Origin of the sequence: Pantoea phytobeneficialis, assembly GCF_009728735.1 — a bacterium.
Taxonomy (GTDB): Bacteria; Pseudomonadota; Gammaproteobacteria; order Enterobacterales; family Enterobacteriaceae; genus Pantoea; species Pantoea phytobeneficialis.
On the sequence record NZ_CP024639.1, the window covers coordinates 259018 to 283625 of the forward strand.

22 protein-coding genes are annotated in these 24608 nt (G+C 55.2%); 10 read left to right on the forward strand and 12 right to left on the reverse strand.

Translation table 11 applies throughout. From position 1 onward, the window contains the following. Positions 1 to 349: 349 nt before the first annotated feature. From CTZ24_RS25235 to CTZ24_RS25285, 11 genes are all read right to left on the reverse strand, one after another. Positions 350 to 1282 (reverse strand): LysR family transcriptional regulator, encoded by a 933-nt coding sequence (locus tag CTZ24_RS25235; protein ID WP_208726950.1) that lies wholly within the window; start codon positions 1280 to 1282, stop codon positions 350 to 352. 15 nt (positions 1283 to 1297) lie between these two features. Beyond that, the gene (locus CTZ24_RS25240) at positions 1298 to 2692 is read right to left on the reverse strand and encodes a M20 family metallopeptidase (protein WP_208727103.1); all 1395 of its coding nucleotides are present in this window, start codon (positions 2690 to 2692) and stop codon (positions 1298 to 1300) included. A 5-nt stretch (positions 2693 to 2697) separates the two neighbouring features. Beyond that, complete coding sequence (locus CTZ24_RS25245) at positions 2698 to 3549, reverse strand: ATP-binding cassette domain-containing protein (protein ID WP_208726951.1); 852 nt, start codon at positions 3547 to 3549, stop codon at positions 2698 to 2700. Then, positions 3546 to 4541, reverse strand: a complete 996-nt coding sequence (locus tag CTZ24_RS25250) for an ABC transporter ATP-binding protein (RefSeq protein ID WP_208726952.1) — start codon at positions 4539 to 4541, stop codon at positions 3546 to 3548. Before CTZ24_RS25250 ends, CTZ24_RS25245 begins: the two co-directional genes overlap by 4 nt. 12 nt (positions 4542 to 4553) lie before the next feature. After that, positions 4554 to 5477 carry an ABC transporter permease gene (locus CTZ24_RS25255; RefSeq protein WP_021183982.1) on the reverse strand — a complete coding sequence of 308 codons (924 nt, stop codon included), beginning with the start codon at positions 5475 to 5477 and terminating at the stop codon, positions 4554 to 4556. Positions 5478 to 5486: 9 nt separating this feature from the next. Beyond that, positions 5487 to 6404 carry an ABC transporter permease gene (locus CTZ24_RS25260; protein ID WP_021183981.1) on the reverse strand — a complete coding sequence of 306 codons (918 nt, stop codon included), beginning with the start codon at positions 6402 to 6404 and terminating at the stop codon, positions 5487 to 5489. 11 nt (positions 6405 to 6415) lie between these two features. Continuing rightward, positions 6416 to 7948, reverse strand: a complete 1533-nt coding sequence (locus tag CTZ24_RS25265) for an ABC transporter substrate-binding protein (protein WP_244634098.1) — start codon at positions 7946 to 7948, stop codon at positions 6416 to 6418. Between the two features lie 349 nt (positions 7949 to 8297). Beyond that, the gene (locus tag CTZ24_RS25270) at positions 8298 to 8750 is read right to left on the reverse strand and encodes a DUF4174 domain-containing protein (RefSeq protein WP_208726953.1); all 453 of its coding nucleotides are present in this window, start codon (positions 8748 to 8750) and stop codon (positions 8298 to 8300) included. Between the two features lie 121 nt (positions 8751 to 8871). After that, on the reverse strand, positions 8872 to 9519 hold the full coding sequence (locus tag CTZ24_RS25275; RefSeq protein WP_208726954.1) for a cysteine hydrolase family protein: 648 nt from the start codon (positions 9517 to 9519) through the stop codon (positions 8872 to 8874). A gap of 3 nt (positions 9520 to 9522) precedes the next feature. Then, on the reverse strand, positions 9523 to 10344 hold the full coding sequence (locus CTZ24_RS25280) for an N-formylglutamate amidohydrolase (RefSeq protein WP_208726955.1): 822 nt from the start codon (positions 10342 to 10344) through the stop codon (positions 9523 to 9525). Next, complete coding sequence (locus CTZ24_RS25285) at positions 10328 to 11179, reverse strand: MurR/RpiR family transcriptional regulator (RefSeq protein WP_021183976.1); 852 nt, start codon at positions 11177 to 11179, stop codon at positions 10328 to 10330. Before CTZ24_RS25285 ends, CTZ24_RS25280 begins: the two co-directional genes overlap by 17 nt. Before the next feature lie 172 nt (positions 11180 to 11351). Here CTZ24_RS25285 and CTZ24_RS25290 point away from each other — a divergent pair, with 172 nt between their 5' ends. From CTZ24_RS25290 to CTZ24_RS25300, 3 genes are all read left to right on the forward strand, one after another. Beyond that, positions 11352 to 12722: a type I glutamate--ammonia ligase gene (locus CTZ24_RS25290; protein WP_208726956.1), complete on the forward strand. Its 1371-nt coding sequence runs from the start codon at positions 11352 to 11354 to the stop codon at positions 12720 to 12722. Between the two features lie 69 nt (positions 12723 to 12791). Then, the gene (locus tag CTZ24_RS25295) at positions 12792 to 14258 is read left to right on the forward strand and encodes an APC family permease (protein WP_208726957.1); all 1467 of its coding nucleotides are present in this window, start codon (positions 12792 to 12794) and stop codon (positions 14256 to 14258) included. Beyond that, positions 14255 to 15577 carry an aspartate aminotransferase family protein gene (locus CTZ24_RS25300; RefSeq protein WP_208726958.1) on the forward strand — a complete coding sequence of 441 codons (1323 nt, stop codon included), beginning with the start codon at positions 14255 to 14257 and terminating at the stop codon, positions 15575 to 15577. Before CTZ24_RS25295 ends, CTZ24_RS25300 begins: the two co-directional genes overlap by 4 nt. Before the next feature lie 68 nt (positions 15578 to 15645). Here CTZ24_RS25300 and CTZ24_RS25305 read toward each other — a convergent pair whose 3' ends face one another. After that, positions 15646 to 16218, reverse strand: coding sequence for a flavin reductase family protein (locus tag CTZ24_RS25305; protein ID WP_208726959.1), 573 nt, complete (start codon positions 16216 to 16218; stop codon positions 15646 to 15648). A 232-nt stretch (positions 16219 to 16450) separates the two neighbouring features. On the opposite strand from CTZ24_RS25305, the gene CTZ24_RS25310 reads away from it, so the two are divergent. The 7 genes from CTZ24_RS25310 (at position 16451) to CTZ24_RS25340 (ending at position 24593) form a co-directional block, all read left to right on the forward strand. Next, positions 16451 to 16705 (forward strand): EF-hand domain-containing protein, encoded by a 255-nt coding sequence (locus CTZ24_RS25310; protein ID WP_208726960.1) that lies wholly within the window; start codon positions 16451 to 16453, stop codon positions 16703 to 16705. Positions 16706 to 16728: 23 nt separating this feature from the next. After that, complete coding sequence (locus CTZ24_RS25315) at positions 16729 to 17802, forward strand: efflux RND transporter periplasmic adaptor subunit (RefSeq protein ID WP_208726961.1); 1074 nt, start codon at positions 16729 to 16731, stop codon at positions 17800 to 17802. Continuing rightward, entirely contained in the window at positions 17795 to 20929 is a 3135-nt protein-coding gene (locus tag CTZ24_RS25320; RefSeq protein WP_208726962.1) for an efflux RND transporter permease subunit, read from the forward strand. The genes CTZ24_RS25315 and CTZ24_RS25320 overlap by 8 nt, the downstream gene beginning before the upstream one ends. Before the next feature lie 7 nt (positions 20930 to 20936). Next, positions 20937 to 21668 carry a response regulator gene (locus tag CTZ24_RS25325; RefSeq protein ID WP_021183968.1) on the forward strand — a complete coding sequence of 244 codons (732 nt, stop codon included), beginning with the start codon at positions 20937 to 20939 and terminating at the stop codon, positions 21666 to 21668. Next, complete coding sequence (locus CTZ24_RS25330; protein WP_208726963.1) at positions 21665 to 23011, forward strand: ATP-binding protein; 1347 nt, start codon at positions 21665 to 21667, stop codon at positions 23009 to 23011. Before CTZ24_RS25325 ends, CTZ24_RS25330 begins: the two co-directional genes overlap by 4 nt. A gap of 22 nt (positions 23012 to 23033) precedes the next feature. Beyond that, on the forward strand, positions 23034 to 23525 hold the full coding sequence (locus CTZ24_RS25335) for a hypothetical protein (protein WP_208727106.1): 492 nt from the start codon (positions 23034 to 23036) through the stop codon (positions 23523 to 23525). Between the two features lie 69 nt (positions 23526 to 23594). Next, positions 23595 to 24593, forward strand: a complete 999-nt coding sequence (locus CTZ24_RS25340; RefSeq protein WP_208726964.1) for an Abi family protein — start codon at positions 23595 to 23597, stop codon at positions 24591 to 24593. Positions 24594 to 24608: the final 15 nt, after the last annotated feature.

A 24608-nucleotide genomic window follows, 5' to 3' on the forward strand; every position in this document is an offset into this window, starting at 1 on the left:
TTTTTCCCGTTGCCGGGCAACAGGCAGAGGTCGAGTTTGTTTTTACTGACATCAATACCGAGATAAATCATAAGACAGCTCCCTTTCACATGAACCATCACGCCATCTTGCCTTGTACATACGAAGTCAGAGCTTCTGGTTACCGTTCAGAGTAGATGCTGGCGTGAAAGGAGAAACGGAGGGCTTTAAGCTACGGCACAAGATCGGGTCTTAAGCGGCGCGACAAGCTGCCTCCGTTTCGTGTAACGGGTAGCTAACCAGTTACAACTTCAAGATACAAGCGGCGCGATTTATCGCGCTGTTTTTTGTTTTAAAACCGTGCGATAAATCGCGCCGCGACGGATCTGACTCAACGAAACTGCAAATCAAACTCTTTCCGACACTGCTGATCCCGCTGCTGTAACTCTTCCCGCAGGAAAACAAAAAAAGCATCCAGCATCGCACTGCGCGGTTTTCCCATCTCACTTTGCAATTGCAGGCTGCGTTGGCTCAACTGGTCGCGGTTGATGGTCTTGATGATCAGGCCATCCTGCCGCGCCCGCGTCATTACCGAATAATGGCTACTAACGCTGATGGCGCCAGGAGTTTGGCAGACAAATTCGTACAGCGTGGAAAAGTGGTTACAGGTGAAGACGGGATCGATGAAGACATTATTCATACGGCAGGAGAGGTCGAAAAGCTGGCGAATGGTCGCTGACTGGTCTGGCAGCACCACGGGCCAGGCATTCAGATCCGCCAGCTGAATATCCCGTTCCGCTAACGGATGATCGTCCTTCATAAAAATCAGTACCGGGGAGGGAAAAGACGCCAGCACTTCCACACCGGACTCAGGAGAGAGGATAAACCGGATAGCCAGATCGCACTCACCATTGCGCACCAGTTCCGGCACCTGCCTGCCGGTGCCGACCGTGAGGATAAAACTGACACGGGGATGGAGCAGGCGAAACTTTGCCATCAGGTTCGGTAGCAAGTTAAACGCCAGCCCATCAGTACACACCACCCGGATAGTGGTTTGAGCCACGGCTTTAATACCTTGCAGTTCAGCCACGGCCAACTCCATATCCGCCATGCTACGACGGACATGGTTTGCCAGAATATGTCCGGCATCATTAAGCTGCATCCCGCGTGGACTGCGTTCAAATAACGTCACCCCCAGCCGGGTTTCCAGCCGCTGGATATGCCGACTGATGGCGGAGATGGCGACAAACAGTTGCTGGCTGGCGGCGCTGATCGAGCCGGTGGTTGCAACCGCCATAAAGTAGCGAATCTCAGTGTTGTGCACAGGGCCTCCCTGATGTCAGCCTTGCCGATCGAGCATGACCTCCCGGCCCTGCTCAGCCAGATCCCAATACAGACCAGTCATGATTTGCAGCGCTTCGCAGGCCACATCGGCGAGCAAATGCTCATCGGGTGCATGCTGGGAACACGCCGGATACGAGTGGGGTAGCCACAACGTGGGCACATCAAACGTATCAAGAAAGCAGGCATTGGGTAAGCCACCGCCAAAATTTGGCAGCACTGCGGCTTCCTTGCCGATTGAACGGCGAATTGAGTCGAGACTCCAGCCGACCCAGGGATCGTCAGGATCAATACGCGTGGCTTTGAAACAGTTTACCGGCGCCACCACATCCACATCGTGAAAACCCTGCTGGTCAAGATGCTGGCGAATATGGTCGGCAAAGTTGTCCACATCACTGCCCGGAACATAACGCATATGGCAATGCGCCAGCGCGGTTGGTGGGATAGCATGTGCCGGTTTTTCGGGATTGCCGCTAGTGATTGCCAGCGTCTCCAGCGTATTCCAGCCATAGAGTTTTTCTGCCGCGCTTAAGCCCGGCTCTCCCCACTGCGGGGCAATCTGCGGATCGCCAGGGGCATTTCCCAACGCAAGGTCGCTCAGATGATGACGGATACTGGCGGATAACGGTGGTGGCAACAACGCAGGAAGCAAGATGCGACCATTGTCATCCACCAGACTGGCAATCGCATGGGCCAGGCGTATACCTGGGTTACTGAGCAATCCGCCCCAGTTGCCGGAGTGATGCGCGCCATCACGTAATGTCACCCGCAAGGTAAAGTTGAATACGCCGCGTGAGCCGAGGAATAAAGTTGGACGTGACGCTGTCACGCGTGGACCATCTGAAGCGATAAACAGATCGGCGGCCAGCCAGTCGCGATACTGCTGGCAAACCGTCTCCAGTCCCGGTGAGCCGGTCTCCTCACCCATCTCCAGAATCATTTTGACGTTATAGCCCAGCCGTCCGTTACGCGCTTTGAGAACCAACGCCAGCGCGGCCAGGTTAATGCTGTGCTGGCCTTTGTTATCAGCCGTGCCGCGTCCGTACCAGCGATTGCCCTCGACACTCAGCTCCCACGGATTAAGACCGCTGCGCCAGTTCTCTTCGTCTCCCGGCACCACATCGCCGTGTCCATAAGTCAGCAGGGTAAAAGCCGCATCGGCTTCGAGACGACGCGCCAGCAGAAAAGGACTTTTCCCTGCTTCAGGATTGGCCACCACCTGACAACTGAACCCCATTGCGGAGAGGTACGGGATCATCTCTTCATTGAGATAGGCCATCTGCTGTGGATGGTGACTCTCTGTCCGGTAGCTGACCCGGCGCGCCAGCGTTTCACGTAAGGCACCGGTGTGAAAATGGTCCAGCGCTGCCTGTAGCACGACTTCACGAGTGATCGTCATTATCCGTCAATTCCTTCTATTTCCGGGATACCGAGCCCCGGTTCCGGTGTCATTACCGAGGCCAACAACGCTCGGGTGTAGGGATGTTGCGGTTGGCTAAAAATCTGTTCCCGCGTTCCCTGTTCAACGATCTGGCCTTTGCGCATCACCGCAACATGATCAACCAGATGTTCCACCACCGACAGGTTGTGGCTGATAAACAGGTAAGTCAGGGAAAACTCCTGTTTCAGCGCCAGCAACAGATTGAGGATCTGCGCCTGCACCGAAACATCCAGCGCCGAAGTGGGTTCATCACAGATCAGAATCTCCGGACGCAGGATCAGCGCACGGGCAATGGCGACGCGTTGACGCTGACCACCGGAAAGTTGCCCCGGATACTGGCTGTGAGTACGTGAAGGCATGCCGACCAGATCCAGCATCTCCCGCACCTGCTTTTTGCGTTCATCCGGCGTGCCAATGTGGTGCAGCCGCAATGCCACTTCAACGACATCTGAGACGGTGCGACGCGGGTTAAGTGAAGACCAGGGGTCCTGAAAAATGGGTTGAATACGCGCACTCAATTTACGCCGATCGGCGGCATCAACCTCGCGTCCCTCAATCAGTACGTTGCCAGTGGTGGGCGGCAGCAGACCCAGTAGCATTTTTGCCAGCGTACTTTTACCGCAGCCGGATTCCCCCACCAGTCCCAGCGTTTCCCCGCGCCGGATACGCAGCGAGACATTGTCTACCGCCCGGATCTCCGCAGGGGACTTAAACAACCCGCGATTCAGGCGAAAAGTCCGGCTCAGCGCGCAAAGTTCCAGGGCGATATCCTCATTGCCGGCAATGTGTGGCGGTGTCAGCTTGCTCATAGCGCCTCCCTGATGGTCAAAGGACGAATGCAGCGCACCTGATGCTGTGCATTGAGTGGTTGATAAGGCGGATTCTCGTTACACGCCTCCTGGCACTGGCTACAACGGTTGCGAAATGCACAACCCTGTTGAGGACCGGTAAGATTGGGGACCACGCCAGGAATGGTAGGCAGAGGCTGCCCCGGCTGCGTGCGGCCCGCAACCGGAATGCACTCCAGCAACCCACGGGTATAGGGATGGTGCGGCTGACGGAACAGTTCATTGACCGGAGCGGTTTCCACCACCTGCCCGGCGTACATCACCGCCACGCGATCGGCGATACGTGCCACCACGCCCAGATCGTGGGTAATGAAGATCACCGCCATGCCCATTTCCTGTTGCAACTCGCGCAGTAAACGCAGGATCTGTGCCTGAATGGTGACATCCAACGCGGTGGTCGGTTCATCGGCAATGATCAGTTCAGGTTCACACATCAGCGACATCGCAATCATGATGCGTTGCCGCAGGCCACCAGAAAGTTGGTGCGGATACTGTTTCAGTCGATCTGCCGCCTGCGGAATGCCGACGCGCTCCATCAGGTACACCGCGCGTTCCCGCGCCTGCGCACGCGACACCTTACGATGTGCCAGCAGGGTTTCACATAACTGTTCGCCGAGCGTCCAGGACGGATTCAATGATGTCATTGGTTCCTGGAATATCATCGACATACTGTTGCCGCGCATTGCCGCCCGTTCGCGGCGGTTAAGTGCGAGCAGGTCGTTCCCCTTGAAGCGCAGGCTGTCGGCCTGGCGTCGGGCATTGCGCGGCAGCAGATCCATCATCGCCAGTGAGGTCATGGATTTACCACAGCCGGATTCCCCCACCAGGCACAGCATTTCGCCGCGATTTACGCTGAAATCGATACCGCGCACGGCATGCAGCGTGCCACGCGGCGTCTGGAGATCCACCCGCAGATTTTTCACTTCAAGCAGAGGTGCGTCAGTCTGGTTCATGTCATTTCCCTCTTAGTTGCGACCGTCGAGCGCCGTGATATCGCGCAGACCATCACCCACCAGGTTGATACTCAATACCAACAACGCCAGTGCCACACCGGGGATCACAATCACCCAGGGCTGAAAGAACATATAGGCTTTGCCTTCTGCGACCATCAGCCCCCAGGACGGCATGGGCGGTTGTACGCCAAGCCCCAGAAACGACAGGGTGGCTTCCAGTAAAATGGCGTGGGCAATTTCGAGTGTTACCACCACGGTCAGCGGCCCGAGCAGATTCGGCAGAATTTCGCGCAGCATGATAAACAGCGAAGATGCGCCCAGCGTTCGCGCTGCTGCGATGAATTCGGCCTCACGCAGTTGCCGGGTGACGGAACGGGAGACAATCAGAAAGCGATCCCACAACAACAGGCCAAGCAGCATAATCACCACCTTGACCGAACCCCCAATCAGCGAGGCCAGCGCCAGCGCCACCAGGATCACCGGCATCGCCAGACGCACTGTCAGCAGGTAACTGACTACCGCATCAACCCGTCCACCAAAGTAACCGGCCAGCACACCGAGCGTGACGCCAATCAGCGCTGAGATCATCACCGATACCAGACCAATCAGCAGAGATACCCGAGCGCCATACAACAGGCGGCTGAGATAGTCGCGCCCGAGTTTGTCGGTGCCCAGCAGGTGCGTCCATTCGCCTTTCTCAAACCATACCGGCGGCACCAGGCGTCTGCTGACGTCCTGCGCAAAGGGATCGTGTGGGCTGATTAATGGAGCCAGCAACGCCAGCAGAACGATGGTGCCAAGAATCACCACGCCCAGCGTCATGCTGTGATGACCGAAGACACGGCGACACAGGCGCTGCCAGGCCGTTGGTTCCGGCAACAGGCCGGTTTCCGGGCTAATGACGTTTTTCATGGTTCCTGCCATAGTCGTTTTCATTGAGGTTCCTTATTTGCTGCGCAAACGGGGATCGAGCACGGCATTAAGCACATCCGCCAGGAACGTCAGCCCGATATAGAAGATGGCGATGATCAACACGATGGCCTGCACCACCGGGAAGTCGTTGCGCGAGATGGAGTCCCAGGCCAGTTGCCCCAACCCCTGCAACGAGAACACCGATTCAATCACCACCGAGCCGCCCAGCATAAAACCGAGCTCCACCGTTGCCAGCGCCACGACCGGGATAATGGCGTTACGCAGCCCATGCTTGACCACCACCTTAAAGGCACTCAATCCTTTGGCATGGGCGGTGCGGATATAATCCGCACCCAGCACATCCAGCATGCCGGAGCGTGTCAGGCGCATCAGCGACGGCATGGCGTAATATCCCAGTGCCACTGCTGGCAACACAAAATGTTGCCAGCTACCGTTACCGGCCACCGGCAGCCATTTCAGCCCTACGGCGAAAATCAGGATCAACACCAGAGCGAACCAGAAGTTGGGGATCGCCTGGCCCAGCACCGAGATAAACATCGCGCAGCGGTCTACCCAACTGTCGCGAAACACCGCCGCCACCACACCAAGGGGGATCGCCACCACCAGCGCCAGCAGCAGCGCCACACCGCCCAACTGGAGCGTAATGGGCATACGCTGACCGACCAGCTCCATCACGGTGTTTTCGAAGTAGAACGAACGACCAAAATCGAGGTGCAACGCCGACCAGAACCAGTGTGAAAACTGCACCAGCAGCGGCTGGTCCAGTCCATTCTGTACGCGGATCTGCGCCACGGTTTCCGCGCTGGCATCCGGTCCGGCAATGGCTATCGCCAGGTCACCCGAAAGATGCAGCAGGGCAAAACTGACGACCGCCACGGTAAACAGCACCGCCAGCGCCACCAGCAGCCGATTTAAGATAAAGCGCACCATAACTCGGCTCCTTATTTCCAGCTGGATTGGGCAAAGCGCGGCAGTTCATCCGGCCAGTCCTGGAAGTTCAGATCGGCATTGAAGGCGTAGTGGGTGGAGTAGGAAAACATCGGTGCAATGTAAGCCTGGGCAGAGATACGCCCCAGCGCCTCGCCATATTCTTCATTGCGCTGTTTGACATCGACCGTGGCATCGGCTTTTTTCAGCATTGCGGTCAGCGTGGCATCTTTCCAGATATCGCTGCCTTTGCCACCGAAGTAGGGGGTGGTAAACGCCGAGGTATCATTGATCGAGAACGATCCCCAGGTGTTAAAGGCCATCGGCGCCTGGCCGGAGCTGAGGGCGGTCGCCATCACCGGATACTGCACAAAATGGAGGCGGGCGCGGATACCGACTTTGCGTAGATCGCCAATAATCGCTTCCGCATAATCACGTTCGCGATAGGCCCACAGGTCGGTGTCAAAACCGTTGGCATAGCCCGCCTCTGCCAGCAGTTGCTTCGCTTTGGCAGGATCGTAATTGTACTTGATAACTTTGCTGTCGTTGCAGGCGACCTGGGTGCGGAAACAGGCGGTGTACACTGGCTTGCTGCCACCACGTACCAGGTTATCGACAATGCCCTGACGGTTAATAGCGTAATTGATGGCCTGGCGGACGCGCAGATCTTTCAGCGGCGCCGCTTCGGGGCCGGTGGCATTGGTGTTCAGTGCAAGGAAACCGATGCGCATGGTCTCGCCACTTTTCACCGCGATATTCGGCATGGCCGAAAGCGGCTCCACCTGGTCGGCGGCCACACGCCAGATCCAGTCCACCTGGCCGGTCATCAACTGGGCGACACGGGCTTCCGGGTCGCGGATCACCACAAACTGCACCTTGCCGATGTGCGGCTGCCCTTGTGGACTCTCTTTGAAGTAGTCGGGGTTTTTCACCATATCAACGCCCTGGCCGGGGATGACTTTCACGATCTTGTAGGGGCCGGTGCCGATTGGGGCTTTACTGAAACCTTCCAGTTTCACCTGCTGGAAATATTTGGCCGGGTAGATTGGCGTAGGCCCGGACAGGTACTCCAGCGCCGCCGGGAAGGGTTGTTTCAGGTGCAAACGAACGGTGAAGTCATCGACTTTCTCAACATGATCGATCCAGTCAACACTTTGCGGCACCACGGAGGCGGTATTTGGACCCGCGATTTTCTCGAAGGTGTAGACCACATCATCGGCACTGAAGGGATCGCCATTGTGGAATTTAACGTCTTTGCGCAGATGAATTAATAACGCAGTCGGGGATTCCCATTTCCAGTCAGATGCCAGTTCCGGTTTATATTCACCGGTTTTCGGGTCGCGATAAATAAGCGTGTCCCACACCATATGCGCCAGAATAACGCCTTCGCGCAGATTGTTATGATAAGGACTGATATTTTCCACTTCGTTATCAGAGGCATAAACCAGCGTGTCGTTCTGTTTACCTGCATAGCTGTAAGAAACGCAGCACAACAATAATGCGGTTAAAGCATACTTGTGAATCTGTCTTGTCTTGTAACGAGCCATACCGTTCTCCAGCGATCAATGAAAAGTTAACAACAAAAGCAGATGGCACTGATGTAGCAAGAGCAGCGCCAATGCCGGAATATTGTCATTACCGATTTTCGATAACCGATTTCTCAAAATGAGAAACACGAGAGCAGGCAGACGTCACAGCGAGATAATTAAGGTTAAGTGGGAGGGAATATCAGCCAGCCAGGGAACGCCGCGTTATCGTAGTACCATCCATTGAGCGTTACGATGGTGCAGGAAAGTTTCATCCTGCACTTTTTGTGTGAAGGTTATTTGTGCAAACCGCATTCTATTTTTGTGAAAGCTGGCAACGAGCACAACAGGTTGTAGCCCGTCACCCGCGTTAATCCAGGTTAGCCTTGCGCATCGGCATTTGATCAATGGTCGAGAGCAAGATCTCTGAACTTATTGGTCGGGTGTCACGCAGTTTCATTCCACCATCTTTACCGACCAATACCACCTCAAACCCCTTTGGCTGGAGCTGCGAACGCAACTGACCTTGCTTTGTTGGCGCGGTATCAGTGAGCACGATGACATCACGTTCGGCCAGGGCAGTCTGGGCCTTTTCCAGCATTGCCATCTGCTCCAGGTAACTTGCATCTTGCGTTGAGGGGGCAAAAATCACCACCGGACGCGAATGCCAGCGGTATTGACTCAGGTCGGCAGTATCGGGAGGCAAAGTGCGAAACAGGCTACTCTCTGCCGCATGGGCAGCACTGCACAACACAAGAAGCAGTGCTGCAAGCAGCAAACTTTTACCAGGATGCCATTGAGCGGGGAAGCATGCAGTAATCATGATGATCTCCTCTAAGCCGACGGGCGCAAAGCCACCCTATCAAGGTTAGAGGAAACTGATCCGACCGTGCGGGTCTTCACCTTTTTTTACCAACAGGACCAGATAATCCTGAGACCGTTGTTTAACCTGCCGCGAGTTCGTTGAGAAAATCCTGTGTCGTCACCTGGCGGCAATAACCTTTGATAGCATTGAGGGAGTTTTGCTGACGTTCTGGCGTCAGTGTCGCGCAGGCATCGGTCACTAATGTTACCAGATAGCCCAGATCGCAGGCGTCACGTACCGCGCTTTCAATGCATTGATCGGTAAGAAAACCCGCAATCACCAGATAACGTGTGCCAAGATTACGCAACACATAATCAATATTGGTAGAGATAAACACGCTGGAAGAGGTTTTCGACAGAACGATTTCATCATCCGCTGGTGCGATAGCTTCCAGCACCTGAGCGTCCCACGAATCACGCGGCACGTTAAAGCCGGTGATTTTGTAGTCGAGACTACGGTCACGTCCATCTTTGGTCAGACTTTCAATCACGGTGTACATCACTTCAACCTGACTGGCACGACACGCCGCCTGGACTTTTTGCATATTCGCGATGGTTTCACGTTCAATAATGTCAAAGAAATAACCAAACTTCTCGTGTTGCTCGGCTGTAGACATCCCGACATATTCACCACCATCACGGCGGGCGTTGTAGTTCTGCACATCGACAAATAACAACGTCGCGGCTTGTTTCTCAATCGGGATATTACGACTGGAGGGATTAAACATGAATTACGCCTCTTTTTTATATTGCTGACGGGTAAGCACATTCCAGCTGTCGGTAAAAATGGGGGCTAAATCCTCAGCCCAAGCCAGTTGTCCTGCTGGCTGTGCAATCAAATCCTGGCGGATTTCAATTTCCACATAAGGCAGACCATTTTTATTGGCATGCTGCGGTACGGCGTAGTCGGTTTCATCGGAAACGGAATAGGGTTGGTTATCTCCCACGCACCAGCGCTGGGTGTTGTGCAATTGTTCCAGCACCGTCAGGGCATAGTCGGCCTGATGCTGATACAGAACGCCAACCTGCCAGGGCCGCTGCTCACCATGAAACACCGGGGTGAAGCTGTGCATTGCCAGGATGCACGTCGGGATACCGTGCTGCTTGCGCTCGGCCAGTATCGCGCGGATAGCATCATGATACGGGGTGAAAATGTCGTCCCGTCGCTGGTCACGATCCTGCTGACTCAGGCCGATATTGCCCGGAATGGGGGTGGCTTCCGACACCACCGGGATCGAGCTGGGAATGCCAGGCAGGCGGTTGCAGTCGATCACCAGGCGGGAATAGCGCTGATGCACCAACGGGGCATTCAGTAACCGGCTCAGGTGCCGGGAAACCGCCAGTACGCCAATATCCCAGCCAATATGTCGGTCGATCTCATGCTGAGGTAAACCCAGATCGCCGAGCTGACGCGGAATGCGTTTTCCACCGTGGTCACACAGGATCAAAAAAGGGGAATCGCCTGTCCGGTTCTCCACCATCACTGGAGCGGGTTCATCGGAAAAAAGGAGTGGGACGCTCACGTCTTCAATTACCTCATTTAGATTTTGCATTCAAAGATAGGGGGCCAAGCGCTTCCCATTGCTGCAAGCGCTGCACGGTTTTATCGCCCTGACTTTCCATAATGCTGGCGATAATGGCATCGATCAGCACAATACCGGCGGCATAACCATCAAACAGCCACGGGGTTTCCACATGGATGGCCAGCACCACTTTAGCCAGAGAAGCGATGGGAGAGAGTTGGGTATCCGTTACCGCAATGAGCGTGGCGCCTCGCGCCACAATCTCCTGCGCCAGCTGATACATGTCCTGCTGGTAGCGGCGAAAATCAAACAGCACGAACACGTCGTTTTTATTGACGTCGATGATCTGCTGAATCCGGTCATGATGGTTTTCGGCGAGCACATCCACGCCGCGTCTTACCTGTTGCAGGTTGCGGCCAAAATACATCGCCAGCGATTGACTGATACGGCCACCGCCGAGGATCACATGATGTTCTTTGGCACCGATTAGCCGGGTGGCCTCGGCGATTTCGTATTCCGCGATGTCACGTAATGAACACTGGATTGCCAGCGTCGAAGATTTAATCGCCGCTTCCATCAGGGCCGACGCGCTTTCTGTCGTCACCCAGTTATCCAGACGTTGTAACGGACCTTTGGCCTGTTCAGAGATCTCATCACGCAGCGCCTGCTGAAAATCAACGAAGCCACCAAAGCCCAGGCGGCGGGCAAAGCGCACCACGGAAGGCAGGCTGACGCCAGCGCGATCTGCCAGCATCTGCACCGAACCTAAGCCCGCACCGGGATAGTCGGCCAGCATGGCCCTGGCAATTTTACGCTCCGCCGGACTCAGCTCCGCCATATTGTCTTTTATCTGTTGTGCCAGCACCCGGATCTCCTTCACTCCACTTCAGGCAAATCACAGTGCCACAAGCGCTGCGTCTGAACCATACGAATTTAATATATATTACATATATTGATTTTTAATCGATCTTGTAACATACACAAAAAAATAGCAAGGGGCGTATCTCAAACCAACTATGACGGGAGTTCTCGGTTTAATGGGCAAGCAATCCGTAATCATCGACGAAGAATCCATTGATTTACAGAGTGAAAGTGAAAGGCTCAGGGCACTCGGTGTCACGACCTTGTTTGCTTCACTGGTGGATTCCGCTGGCGTTATCCGTGGCAAATCCGTTCCGGTTAACCGACTGAAAACGCTCTGTCAGTCAGGGGTGGGGGCATCCCCCTCCTGGGCATTATTCTGCGCCGATAACGCCATCGCCTGGATCCCTGCGTTCTCGGCGGTTGGCGATCATCGCCTGCGTGCCGACCTCGCCGCGCTGGTGACATTACCGGATGGTTTTTGCTGGGCGCCGGTTGATGTGTTTGAACAGGAAGGGGAGCACGCTGCCTGGTGTAGCCGCCATTTTCTACGCCGACAGGTAGCGGCCTTGCAACAGCAGGGCATTGAAACCCTCGCAGCCGGTGAGCTTGAGTTCTTTTTGTTACCCGAACAGGACGATCAGCAGGATAACGAATGGCACGCCTACGGTATGGGCGGGCTGCTGGCACATGAAGCGATGGTCAATGATCTCGTCAAAACCCTGGAAGAAGCCGGTGTCGGCCTTGAGCAATTTCATGCCGAATATGGCACTCGCCAGTTTGAATTGTCACTGGCCCCGGCCAATCCGGTTACGGCCATCGATCGCCTGGTGCTGACCCGTATTTTGCTGGGCCGCATCGCGCGTCAACACAAGTTGCGGATCAGTTTCTCTCCAAGGCCGTTTGAGCATGATGCTGGTAACGGCGCACATCTGCACTTCTCCTTTACCCGTGAGGGCCAGCCGCTGCTGGCAGGCGGTACCGGTAGCTACGGTATCACCGATGCGGGAGGCAGCCTGCTGGCCGGGATTGTCCGGCATCTGCCGGAACTGGTGGCGTTATTGGCCCCGTCAGTGCTGTCTGCCGATCGCCTGCAACCCGGGCACTGGTCAGGCGCGTATGCCTGCTGGGGACTGGAAAACCGGGAAGCTGCGGTGCGTTACTGTGCGGCAAATCAGGGCAACCCGTATGGCGCGCACCTTGAAGTGAAGTGTATCGATCCTTCCGCCAACCCCTATATCGCCTGTGGCGCAGTGCTGGGGATGGCGCTGGCGGGACTGAACGCCGCGCTGCCGCTGCCACAACCTACACAAGCGGCTCCTGCCGATCTCTCTGAAGTGCAGCGCCATGAGCAACATATTCATCGACTGATCACCTCCCACAGCGATGCCTTAACGCGTCTCGCACAAAGTCCGTTGGCGCAATCGATGTTGCCGCCGGAACTGCTGGGGGCACTGATCGCTGTGCGTCAGCACGAACAGGATACCTGGGGACATATGCCGTTAAAGACCATCACGGAAAAATTCCGCTTTGCATGGTCGGTTTAAGCCTTACCAATACCGGGGAAACCCATAACACATCTCGCTAATCAATCACGTCGTATGAGGGTGATGAAGATGAACCATGCACCAAATAAAAAGCGAAGTTTAAAACTGTGGGAAGCGCTGGCGCTCTCGCTGGGGATGGTGGGACCGACGCTGGCTATGTCGGGCAATGCGCAGGGATTGATCGACTCAGTAGGCAAAGCGCTGCCGATTGTGTTTGTACTCGGTCTGATCGGGGTCGCGTTAATTGCTTATGGTTTTATTCGTTTGACGCGTTTTTATAATCACGCCGGTAGCGCATACGGCCTGGTGGGAAAAACCATCGGCCCGCGTGCCGGGTTCTTTTCCGGTTTCGCCATTATGGGCACCTATCTGTTCTTCTCGATTGCCACGCTGGCGGCACTGGGTGCATTTACCAACGCCTTTCTGGCCGCATTATTCCCCACGTCAGGTTTCCAGATCCCGTGGATTGTCACTGCGGCGGTCGGGGTGATATTTAGCTGGATCCTGAATTCGCGAGATGGGCAGACCGTGGCCCGCGTGCTGATGGTGATTGAGGGCGTCGGGATTGTATTGATGTTGATTCTGGCGGCGGTGATTGTCGTGCACCAGCCTGCGACCGGCACAGAACATGCCTCCTTGTTTAGTCTGAATGGCGTTAGTTTTCAGGCGGTAATGGCGGGCGTGGTCGCTGCTTTCCTCTCCTGGGCTGGTTTTGAGGCCTGTGCCACCCTGGGTGAAGAGACGGAAAATCCCAAACGCAATATCCCGCTGGCCCTGCTGGGTTCTATCCTGCTGACCGGGGTGTTGTTTGTCGGCATGATGTATGTGCAAACACTCGGTTTTGGCACCAGCGAATCGGGTTTAACTGCCTTCAAAAATTCAGCGAACTCGCTGGGGACGCTGTCGCAAACTTACGTCGGCACCGCATTCTCATTAGCGATGTTGTTTACCGCCATGATGTCGGCCTTCGCGGCGAATTTATCGGCCGCGGCCACCTCCAGCCGTCTGCTGTTTGCCCTCGCCCGCGATGGGTTCGGCCCGGCATGCTTCGCGCAGGTGTCAGAAAAAAATCATCAACCTCGTAACGCCTTAACGCTGGTACTGGTACTCAGCCTGCTGATCGATGTCGTGGCCTGGTTGAGCGGTAAACCGGCGATGGGCACCGGCAATAGCGCGATTGATGCGTACTTCTACTTTGCGATCATCGGCTCCGTTTGCCTGATGATCACCTATCTGATGATTGAAGTTGGGGTGATCAATTTTATCACCCGCATGAGCCAGAACATCCCGAAATGGGAACTGATCCTGCCGCTACTCGGCATCGTCATTATGGTGGTGTCGTTGTATTACAACGTGGTAGGGCAGGAAGAACTGTTTAGCCCGGCACTGGTGGCGTTTTACTGGTGCATTGCCGGGATGATCATCATCATCTCCGCGCCAAAACTGGTGCGCAATATCGGGCTTTCTCTGGCGTCAGAGTTTGTTACGCCTGCGGAAACGGTGACAACCGCCACGACACAGAAGGAGTGGGTATGAGTCAGGACATTTTTCCACCCGAAGCCGCCGCGCTGTATCAACGCGACGCCCAGTCAGTCGCCGGTATCGAGAAATTACGCTTTTTTCCGTTAGCGATTACCTCCGGGCAGGGATGCTGGCTAACCGAGGCCGGTGGCCGAAAGTTACTCGACCTGTCAGCCACCTGGACCGCATCCGGTTTGGGGCATGGACATCCGGCGATTACGGCTGCCATCACCCAGGCAGCACAGAATCCAGCCGGGGCGGGGGGATTGTCTGCCGTTCATCCGGATTCGGTTGGACTGGCGGAGGAGTTGCTGGCGATCACCCCCGGCAGTGGCGATCGCTGTGTCTATCTCGGCCATGCCGGTAGCGATGCCAATGATGTGGCGCTGCGCGCCTGCCGACTCGCCAGCGGCAAACGTAAAGTGGTGGCGTTTGCGCATGGCTATCACGGCGGCATCGGGCTGGCAATGAAGGTGTCCGGCGTACATATCTCGGCAGGCAACGCTGCCGATCCTGACCTCTATCTCGCCACCTATCCCAATCCTTTCCGCAGCGATGATGCAGGCGCAGCGGCAGTCAGTGCCAGCCTGCTGGAAGTTAAAGAACAACTCGATAAAGGCGATGTCGCCTGTGTCATCGTCGAACCGATTCTGTCGGATGGCGGCATGGTGGTGCCACCTAAAGGCTTTTTATCGGGGTTACATCGGTTGTGCATTAACGCGGGTGTGCCGCTGATTTGCGATGAAGTAAAAATGGGACTGGGACGACCCGGACTGATGCATGCCTTCCAACATGAGAACATCACCCCGGAAATCGTCACCTTTGGCAAAGTGATCGGTGGCGGTTTACCGCTCTCTGCTACCGTGGGGCCAAAAGAGATCCTCGGCGGTCCCGCTGCGCATGCATTGCTGACCACGGCGGGCAATCCGATTTGTACTGCGGTGGGCCGCTCCGTGTTGCGTGTGCTGCAAAGCGAAGAACTGCCACAGCGGGCGGCGCAGGCCGGACGCTATTTTATGCAACTGCTGCGCGAGCTGGCGCAGGATATCCCGGAGATCGGTGATGTCCGTGGACATGGCCTGGCAATCGGAGTCGAGTTAGTCGTTCCGGACGGCAGCAAAAAACCGGACCGTGCGCTGGCGCAAAAAGTCGTGTACCAGGCATGGAAAGAGGGACTGGTGGTGTACTACGTCGGGGGGAATGTGTTGGAAATTACGCCGCCGTTAATCATCAATCAGGATGAGATGGCCTATGCGGTCGAAAAACTCTCGCTCGCCATACGCCATGCCCCGCAGGTCACGCGTGAAGAAATCCAGGCGTATGCGGGTTGGTAACGAATCTCGCATTGAGATGATCTCGCCAGCCGGTCTGGCGAGATCGTCCTCATGAATAAGATGTCTGGCTACTCGACGTCCAGCACTTCACCAATTTTATAAAAGTGTTTTCCCGCGATGTAATGCAAACTTCTCCACTCATCCCCGGCCGATTCAAACAACCAGTGCCCATCCTGGAAAATACGGCTATCGGCCCATGCCGCTTTGACTTCGCCGATAAACAGATCGTGATCGCGTTGATTCGCTTCCAGCGGAATCAGTTCGCAATACAACCAGGCGGAGCAGCCGCTGACAAAAGGTTGATCAATCCCCTCAACATAAAAACACTCGACATCGCTGTGAGAAAGCTTGTCCTGCTCGTTGGCTTTTGAATGGGTTCCAAGGTAGTGCACCATTTCCGCCTGTTTGGCATTCGGAACCTGAATAATAAACTTGTTGCTCTTCTCAATTAACTGGCGGGTATAGGCGGATTTATCCAGCACCACCGTCAGTTTGGCTGGGGTGAAATCCAGACCACAAACCCAGGACGCCGCCATAACGTTTTCAATGCCATCATGACTGGCGGATACCAGTGTTGCAGGCCCATGATTTATCAGGCGGTAAGCCTTTTCTGGCTCGACTGAGGTGAAATAGGGGTTCATTGCATCTTCCTGTCACTGTTGGCGGAAAAAATAAGGTCACGACCTGCGTCATTTTACCTTTTCCCCTCATAAAACAGCAGACCAAAAGCGTTAGCTTGCCTCTCCATGACATGCGATGACATAAGTCTGGAACAATTGATAACCCCTGCCGACGCGGCTTTTTTATATTCTCCTCCCCGTGAATTTCCTCACATCCCTTTACGCTTTCTTTAACGGTTAATCGAGGTAACAAATGAAAAAGTTTCTGATTCTGGTGGCAGGTTTGGTCTTTATGAGCGCGGCCAACGCCGCACCGACCGCCGCATTCGCGCAACTGATGCAAAATCGCTTCAATGCAGCGAACACCAATCATGATGGCAAGTTAACCCTGGCTGAAGCGCAGGCCGGCATGCCCCGCGTTGCGCAGCATTTTTCTGAAATAGATACGGCGAAAAAAGGCTATATCACCTTCGCACAACTCAGCGCATTTATGGCTGCGAAAAAATAACCTGGCTGATGAACGTGCTATCCATGAAGATACTTAGTGTGGCATGCCGATTCGGGCTGCTGGTGATGGCGGGCTGTGCACTGGCGGGGTGCAAGCCACAGCAAAACGCTCACCCGCAACCCGTTCCCGCCGTGTCGGTGAGTGTGCCGCAAAAACTCACGTTTGATCCGTCAATCACCGTCACGGGCACGCTGAGTGCTTCTGAGCAGGTACAGATTGTGGCGCGTGTCGCCGCGACGCTGCAATCTGTTAACTTCAGGGACGGCGATATCGTTCATGCTGGTCAGGTGTTGTTCACCCTGGACTCTTCCACCTTGCAGGCGCAGCTTAATTCGGACCAGGCCACGCTGGTGAATAATCAGCGTGCAACGGACCGGGACCAGGCGCTCTATCCGTCACATGTTATTTCTCTGTCAGACTTGCAAAACGCACAGACGGCCCGCGATCAGGCACAGGCGCAACGGGACATTGCGCAAATTAACCTCGGCTATACGCGGATTACCGCCCCGTTTACCGGGCGCATCGGGCGACGCACTGTCGATGTGGGTAATCTGGTCGGCAGCAGCGGTAACACCGTGTTAGCCACGCTGAATAAAATCGACCCGCTGTATGTCACTTTCAGCCTGAACCAGTCAGACGCGACACGTTTCGGCATTATCGCGGCACGCAGCGATGCGGTGGAACATCAGCCGGTGGATATCCAGGTTCCTGGTCTGAATGAGCCGCTGCATACCACCATCGATTTTGTCGATAACCAGCTCGACAGCGCCAGCGGCAATATCACCCTGCGCGCGACCCTGAACCAGCCGCCGGTTAACCTGCTGCCGGGCATGTTTGTCCAGGTCACTCTGCATGCGGCAACGCCGGACAGCCCGTGGCAGCTCCCGGTGACGGCCGTGAAGGACGGCAGCATTTTCCCGGTGTCCCCGGATGGCACGGTCAGCCAGCTCAGGATTAACACCGCTCCCGGCAGTGATGAACATGTCATTTTGCTCAGTGCAAATGACACCACACAACGCGTCCTGACCTATGCTCGCCCGGATCTGGTCGGCAAAAAAGTCAACGTCAGCAACGAGGCGCAAAGCCAGCATGATTAAGTTCTTTCTTGACCGGCCGGTTTTTGCCAACGTACTGTCATTGATCATCCTGATCCTCGGCGCTGTGGCTTTGAGGGCGTTGCCGGTAACGCAATATCCCGCCATTACACCGCCAGTTGTTCAGGTGGTGACCCACTATCCCGGTGCGAACGCGCAAACCTTGCAGGATCAGGTGGCGTTCCCTATCGAGCAGCAGGTAAATGGGGTCGAGAACATGCTGTATATGAAATCGACCACCGGCAATGATGGCACCTACACCCTGAATATCACCTTTGCCATCGGCACCGACAGCAATCAGGCACAGATCCTGGTGCAGAACCGTGTTCAGGCGGCGCTTTCCCAGTTACCGGATGCGGTGCAGCAGCAGGGGGTGACGGTACGTAAAAGGTCGACGGCAATTTTGCAGTTGTACAGCCTGCAATCTTCTGACCCAAACCAGGGCACGTTGTTTTTAAGCAACTATGCCACCAACCATTTGCGCGACTCACTCGCGCGGATCCCCGGCGTGGGGGATGTCACGGTCTTCGGTACCGGAGATTACAGTATTCGCATCTGGCTGGATGCCGCGCGTATGCAGCAATATGGCCTGGTGCCGGATGACGTAATTAACGCCATCAAAGCGCAAAACCGCAGCGTCAGCGCCGGGCAACTGGGCGCGCCACCCGCTAACAATGGTCAACAGATGCAGCTGACGCTTAACGTCAATGGCCTGCTGAGCGATGCCAGCCAGTTTAATCAGATCGTTATCAAAAGCAGCACCCAGGACGGCGGCAGACTGGTACGTTTACAGGATGTGGGCCATGCCGAGCTGGGTTCATCCAGCTATGCGCAGTTTTTCACGATGGACGGTAAACCTGCGGCAGGGATTGCCATTTCGCAACTCCCGGATGCTAACGCGCTGGAGGTTGGCAACGCGGTTGCGGCGGAGATGCAGAAATTGTCTGCCCGGATGCCAGCAGGCATGCATTATGCGCTGCCTTTTGACACCACCACCTTTATCAAGAGTTCGGTCAATGATGTCTACAGCACGCTGCTGATTGCCGGGCTGTTGGTGTTACTGGTGATCGTGGTTTTCTTACAAAACTGGCGTGCCGTGCTGGTGCCTGCCACCACCGTGCCAGTCACCCTTATCGGAACATTCGGTGCCATCTATCTGATGGGGTTTTCCATCAATCTACTGACGCTTTTTGCCATCGTGCTGGCGATTGGTATCGTTATTGATGATGCAATCGTGGTGGTCGAAGGGGTGAGTCATCATATCGAACAGGGATATGCACCCCGCGAGGCGACGCTACGTGCCATGCGTCAACTGCTGCCGCCGATCATTTCCATCACGCTGGTGCTGGTCGCCGTGTATCTTCCGGCCAGTTTCTTACCCGGCCTCAGCGGCCAGATGTATCGTCAGTTTGCGCTGGTGATCGCCGTGACCACCTTACTCAGCGCCCTCAATGCCCTGACGTTAAAACCGGTACAAAGCGCGCAGTGGCTGCGACCCGCTAACAGTGGCAGCAAACCCTGGATTTACCGCAAGTTCAATCAGGTGTTCGCGTGGCTGGAAAACGCCTATCTCAACGGCATTCGCCGCTTGATCCGCCACAGCAAAGTGGCGTTTATCGGCGGTCTGCTGGTCATCGCGCTGACACTGGCGGCCTTTTTCAGCATCCCGACCGGATTTATTCCGCTGGAAGACCAGGGCTATCTTCTGGTGTCGCTGCAACTGCCGGACGCCGCCTCGCTGGAACAAACCGCCAGCGTGACCCAGCGGGTAGAGCTGGTGCTGGGGCAGCAACCGGGGGTGGATCATGCCGTCGTGATTGGCGGACTTTCACCGCTCGACAACAATGCGTCCTTGTCCAACGCGGCACTGATTTACGTCACCCTGAAACCGTGGAATCAGCGTGGCAGACACCAGGATCTGCGTTCTATCTACAGCAACCTGAATAAACAACTGGCGAAAATTCCCGATACCAATGCGCTGGTGATTGTGCCGCCGCCGATTCAGGGCGTAGGTAACGGGGGCGGTATGCAGATGGTGCTGAGCGAAACTAACGGACAACGTGACTATCAGCATTTGCAGCAGGTAAGTGACAATTTTGTCCGGCAGGCGATGGCACTGCCACAAGTGTCGCGGATGTTTAGTACACTGCGTTCGAACGTACCGCAGATCAATGTCACGCTGGACAGAACGCGCGCGGCAGCGATGGGCGTCTCACCGGGTGATGTCTTCGATGCCATGCAACAATATCTCGGGGCCAGCTATGTCAATCAAATCACCCGTGAAAACCATAGCGTGAAAGTGTACGTTCAGGCGCAGTCTGACCAGCGCCGCCTGCAACAACAAATCTCCGCCCTGACGGTAAAAAATGCCAGCGGCGAGCCGGTTTCGCTGGCAACCCTTGTCAGTTTCACCCCGACAGAAGGGCCAGCGGTGGCTTCTTTATATAATCTTAATCCGTCGGCCACCCTCAATGGTATGCCCGCTCAGGGTTACAGTACCGGTGCGGCAATGCAGGCAGTGAGCGCGCTGGCAAAAGCCACACTGCCGCCGGATATCAGCCTGTCGTGGACCGATATGTCGTATCAGGAAAACGTCGCCGGGAACCGTATCTATCTTGCATTCGCCATGTCACTGCTGCTGGTTTATCTGGTGCTGGCTGCACAATATGAAAGCTACTGGTTGCCCGTCAGCGTGATCCTCGGTGTCCCGCTTGCATTATCAGGTACGGCGATCACATTGTTAGCGCTGAATATCGCTAACAATCTGTATACGCAGATTGGCGTGCTGCTGCTGGCCGGACTTGCTGCGAAAAATGCGATCCTGATTGTCGAATATGCCCGCCAGCAACGTCTGGCCGGTAGCAGCATCATCGATGCGGCACTGACGGCAGCCAGGACGCGTTTCCGCCCGATTATTATGACCTCGCTGGCCTTTACGCTGGGCGTTATACCGCTGATATTCTCCAGCGCCGCCAGCGCCAGTGCCAGAAAATCGCTGGGGATTACCGTTTTTTCCGGGATGGTGTCAGCGACGTTGCTTGCCATCCTGTTGGTCCCTTGTTTTTATGTCGTTTTGCAACGTGCACAAGAGGCCTGGCAAGCGCGCCGGAAGCCTGTTCATCAGGGGTGAATGACCTATGAGTGACGCGAAAACCGAGCATAAGGCAAAGAAAATACTGGTCCTTGACGATGAAAATGAACTGCGCAGCATGCTGCAACGCTATTTACGCGATCAGGGATTTGACGTCAGGACGGCGGAAAATGGCGCCCGACTCGACCGCCTTTTGCAACGTGAACCCTTTGATCTGCTGGTGCTTGACCTGATGATGGAACCGGAAGATGGCCTGTCCGTTTGCCGCCGCCTGCGGGCAGCAAACTTCACGTTGCCCATTCTGATGCTAACGGCGCGCGGCGATCCGGTAGATCGGGTGATCGGTCTGGAAACCGGTGCTGATGACTATCTCGCCAAGCCTTTTCTGCCGCAGGAGTTGGTGGCACGCATCAAAGCGATCTTCCGGCGTCAGGCGTTGCAGCAGGGTGAAACACCCGCAGGTTCGGGGGCGGTCTGCTTTGGCCCTTACCGTCTTGATATCACGCGGCAGACGCTGTACCGCGAAGATCAGTTGCTGGCGTTGAATTCTGCCGAAATGAATTTACTGATTGCGCTGGCCACCACACCTAACCGGCCCGTCAGCCGCGAGAACCTGCTGAGCCGCGCCAGAGGACGCGAATATGCAGCGCTGGACAGAAGTGTTGATGTGCAGATGTTACGCCTGCGCCAGCAACTTGAGGCGCAGCCTTCCGAACCTCGCTGGTTGAAGACCGTGTGGGGGATGGGTTACATGCTTATCGTAGATAGCGAAACGTGAAAAAATTCTGGCCCCGCTCACTGCTGGCACGCAACAGTGTCCTGCTGATTTTGCTGGTGACGTTGACGCAAATCACCACGTTCACGGTGTTTCTGGTTTTTATCCAGAAGCCCAGAGTGAATGATGCCGCCTCGCTCATTGCCTCGCAGATCATCATGCTCGATAAGCTGCTGGCAACGGTACCGGCCACGGATCGCGATCGTTATGCCCAGGCGGTGGGGGGCGTCATTCAACCACCGGCTCATCTGATCGAAATCCCCACGCTGGGGCTGGCGGGTTTCTATCGCCGTTATTATCTCAAAGTCTTTCTTGATAGCCTGCACCAGCAACTTCCGCCCGGCATACCGCTGCGCTGGGAACAGGCCCCCGAAAAAAAATTATGGGTGGAGGTACAGATCGCCGATCAGCCATATTGGGTGGCGCTGGCGGTTGAACCGTCGAACCACCTTTCCAGCCTGATCAGTGCGATTCTGCTGTCAGTGGGGCTGGCCCTGCTGGCATTGCTGACGGCCTATGGCCTGCAACGGCGCATCAACCGCCCGCTGACCTCTCTGGCGCAGGCTGCCACTGATGTAGGGAAGGGAGGATGGCCGCGCCCGTTATCGCCGGAAGGACCGAGCGAAATCAGGACGGTCAGCCTGACATTTAACCGCATGCTGGATGGTCTGGCCGAGATGGAAAATGCCCGCGCGCAGATGCTGGCCGGAATATCTCACGACCTGCGCACTCCGCTGACCAAATTGCGGCTGGCGATGGCAATCGGCGGGCAGGGAAGCGCTAACCCGGATGATGTTGGCCGGTACTTCGAGGATGTGGATACTATTCTCCAGCAATTCATTGATTATGCCCGCGGCAGCGCCACTGAGCTGAGTCAGCCTGGTGACATTAATCAGATGATTACCGAACTGAATTATGATTTTACCGGTCTGGGCCAACACTTTACCCTGTCCCTGACGCCGCTCCCGGTGTGCTATTTTCGTCCCGTCAGCATGATGCGCCTGCTGACAAACCTGATGCAAAACGCCGCCAAATATGGTCGGACCGGACTTGAAGTTGCCAGTTGGCGGGAAGGTGATGTCGCAAAGATTGCGGTACAGGATCGTGGTCCCGGCGTTACAGAGGAAGAATTGTTGCTGATTACTAAACCATTCCACCGGGGTAAAGGCGCGGCAGCCCGGCACAACGGTTCGGGCCTGGGATTGGCTATCGCACGCCAGATTGCCCAGCAACATGGCGGGGATCTCAGCGTCAGCCAGCGGGCAGGCGGGGGACTGACGGTAATGGTGACGCTGCCGTTGGTTGAGGGAGGAAAACTCGTTGTGTCAACTTCAGTTCGGCATTAACACGTTAGCGACATTGAAAGGAATGACATTGCACGACAATCACGCCAAAAAACTCTACCGCAGAGTCAATACCACGACGCGCCATCATTCGAACAATCCCGGTGCGGAATACCGTCATGGCAGACACAGGAAAAAGCTTGCAGATGATCTGTTACCCCAACGCGAATCTATGCGCGGTAAACAGCAACGTGGCCTGGACTACACGCCATTGTTTAACTTTCTGATGAGTAAAGTGGGTCAACAGTGGGATGATGTTTTCAGTGAAGCCAACAGCCGACTCGACAGGCCCGATCCCATTTTCTGGATGGTGGCGTTGCATGAGCATCAACAGCGGGACTATGTCCGGTGTGGGGATTTCGCCTTTTTTCCGGGTCTCTATGTAGACGAGAACAGAATCCTTCAACAGGTTAATCCGCACATTACAGCAGAGGATATTCCCGTGACATGCCGATGCTGTACCCACACGTTTGTTGGAGTACCATTGGTATGGCGTGATGAGCCGACCAGTGATTGACGCAATCATCAAGTACTGGTAAGTTATCCTTAACAACACCTGCCTCGCCTAGGGTTTCTATTAGAAATCATGCGCAAACTGGCGGGTTTTTTTTTGTCTGTATATTTGTGGGTAAAGGGAGGATTTTTGGCAAGGAAAGCTGAACATAGTAAAGTACCTTATACGAAACCGACAAACAGCCCAGACGAGCTAATCAGCAAGCTCAGGGAGCGTGGGTTAATTATCCAGGATCACGCGGTTGCTGAGAATGCGCTCCGGTTTATTGGTTACTACCGCCTGCGCGGTTATTTCTATCCCTACTACCGAATGACGGACGAACGTGTGCCGCAACCGGTTGAACCGAAACACTTCTTGCCTGACACCACGATTGAGCAGGTGATCAGCCTCTATGAATTCGATCGCCGTCTACGGCTGATTATTCTTGAACAAATCCAGAAGGTTGAAGTGGCTTTGCGTACCTGCCTGTCAGAACATATGTCTGGTAGATACGGACCACACTGGTTCATGAATCTTGCCATCCTGAGACCAGAATTTGATTATGATGCGTTTTTTAAGCAGATTTCCAGCGCCAAAGAAGTCTTCATTCAGCACTACAGTGATACTTACTCGACACCTGTGTACCCCCCCTCCTGGATGGTAACGGAGGTTATGACGTTTGGCAGCTGGTCCAGTGCTTATGCGGGATTATCCGTCAGAGATCAACGTGAAATCGCGCGCATGTTCAGTCTGAACAGCAATGAAGTTTTGGGCTCGTGGTTTCATACATTGTCACACCTGCGTAACCTCTGTGCTCATCATAACCGTATATGGAACCGCCATTTTCAGGTTTTCGCGCCGATGCATATGAAGGGATATGAGCACCACTTTTCACGTAAGAACACCCTCTACTGCCGTCTGGCCATACTCAAATATCTCTCCGACCAGGTATCGTGGAGTGATGGGCTGAAAGAACAGCTGGACAACCTCATGGCACAACGTCCTGATTGCGTGACATGGGAAAAAATGGGATTCATGGAGGGGTGGCGAACCGATGTTCTCTGGACCCGCTCGATAAATCCTCCTGCCTGATAGCACGATTTGTAT

Coding starts and splice junctions, on each gene's coding strand:
- CTZ24_RS25295 (WP_208726957.1), top strand. CDS start 12,792: ATGAACCATGCACCAAATAAAAAGCGAAGTTTAAAACTGTGGGAAGCG.
- CTZ24_RS25275 (WP_208726954.1), bottom strand. CDS start 9,519: ATGTTTAATCCCTCCAGTCGTAATATCCCGATTGAGAAACAAGCCGCG.
- CTZ24_RS25260 (WP_021183981.1), bottom strand. CDS start 6,404: ATGGTGCGCTTTATCTTAAATCGGCTGCTGGTGGCGCTGGCGGTGCTG.
- CTZ24_RS25320 (WP_208726962.1), top strand. CDS start 17,795: ATGATTAAGTTCTTTCTTGACCGGCCGGTTTTTGCCAACGTACTGTCA.
- CTZ24_RS25335 (WP_208727106.1), top strand. CDS start 23,034: ATGACATTGCACGACAATCACGCCAAAAAACTCTACCGCAGAGTCAAT.
- CTZ24_RS25265 (WP_244634098.1), bottom strand. CDS start 7,948: ATGGCTCGTTACAAGACAAGACAGATTCACAAGTATGCTTTAACCGCA.
- CTZ24_RS25325 (WP_021183968.1), top strand. CDS start 20,937: ATGAGTGACGCGAAAACCGAGCATAAGGCAAAGAAAATACTGGTCCTT.
- CTZ24_RS25245 (WP_208726951.1), bottom strand. CDS start 3,549: ATGAGCAAGCTGACACCGCCACACATTGCCGGCAATGAGGATATCGCC.
- CTZ24_RS25315 (WP_208726961.1), top strand. CDS start 16,729: ATGAAGATACTTAGTGTGGCATGCCGATTCGGGCTGCTGGTGATGGCG.
- CTZ24_RS25270 (WP_208726953.1), bottom strand. CDS start 8,750: ATGATTACTGCATGCTTCCCCGCTCAATGGCATCCTGGTAAAAGTTTG.
- CTZ24_RS25310 (WP_208726960.1), top strand. CDS start 16,451: ATGAAAAAGTTTCTGATTCTGGTGGCAGGTTTGGTCTTTATGAGCGCG.
- CTZ24_RS25300 (WP_208726958.1), top strand. CDS start 14,255: ATGAGTCAGGACATTTTTCCACCCGAAGCCGCCGCGCTGTATCAACGC.
- CTZ24_RS25305 (WP_208726959.1), bottom strand. CDS start 16,218: ATGAACCCCTATTTCACCTCAGTCGAGCCAGAAAAGGCTTACCGCCTG.
- CTZ24_RS25290 (WP_208726956.1), top strand. CDS start 11,352: ATGGGCAAGCAATCCGTAATCATCGACGAAGAATCCATTGATTTACAG.
- CTZ24_RS25255 (WP_021183982.1), bottom strand. CDS start 5,477: ATGAAAACGACTATGGCAGGAACCATGAAAAACGTCATTAGCCCGGAA.
- CTZ24_RS25340 (WP_208726964.1), top strand. CDS start 23,595: ATGCGCAAACTGGCGGGTTTTTTTTTGTCTGTATATTTGTGGGTAAAG.
- CTZ24_RS25280 (WP_208726955.1), bottom strand. CDS start 10,344: ATGCAAAATCTAAATGAGGTAATTGAAGACGTGAGCGTCCCACTCCTT.
- CTZ24_RS25250 (WP_208726952.1), bottom strand. CDS start 4,541: ATGAACCAGACTGACGCACCTCTGCTTGAAGTGAAAAATCTGCGGGTG.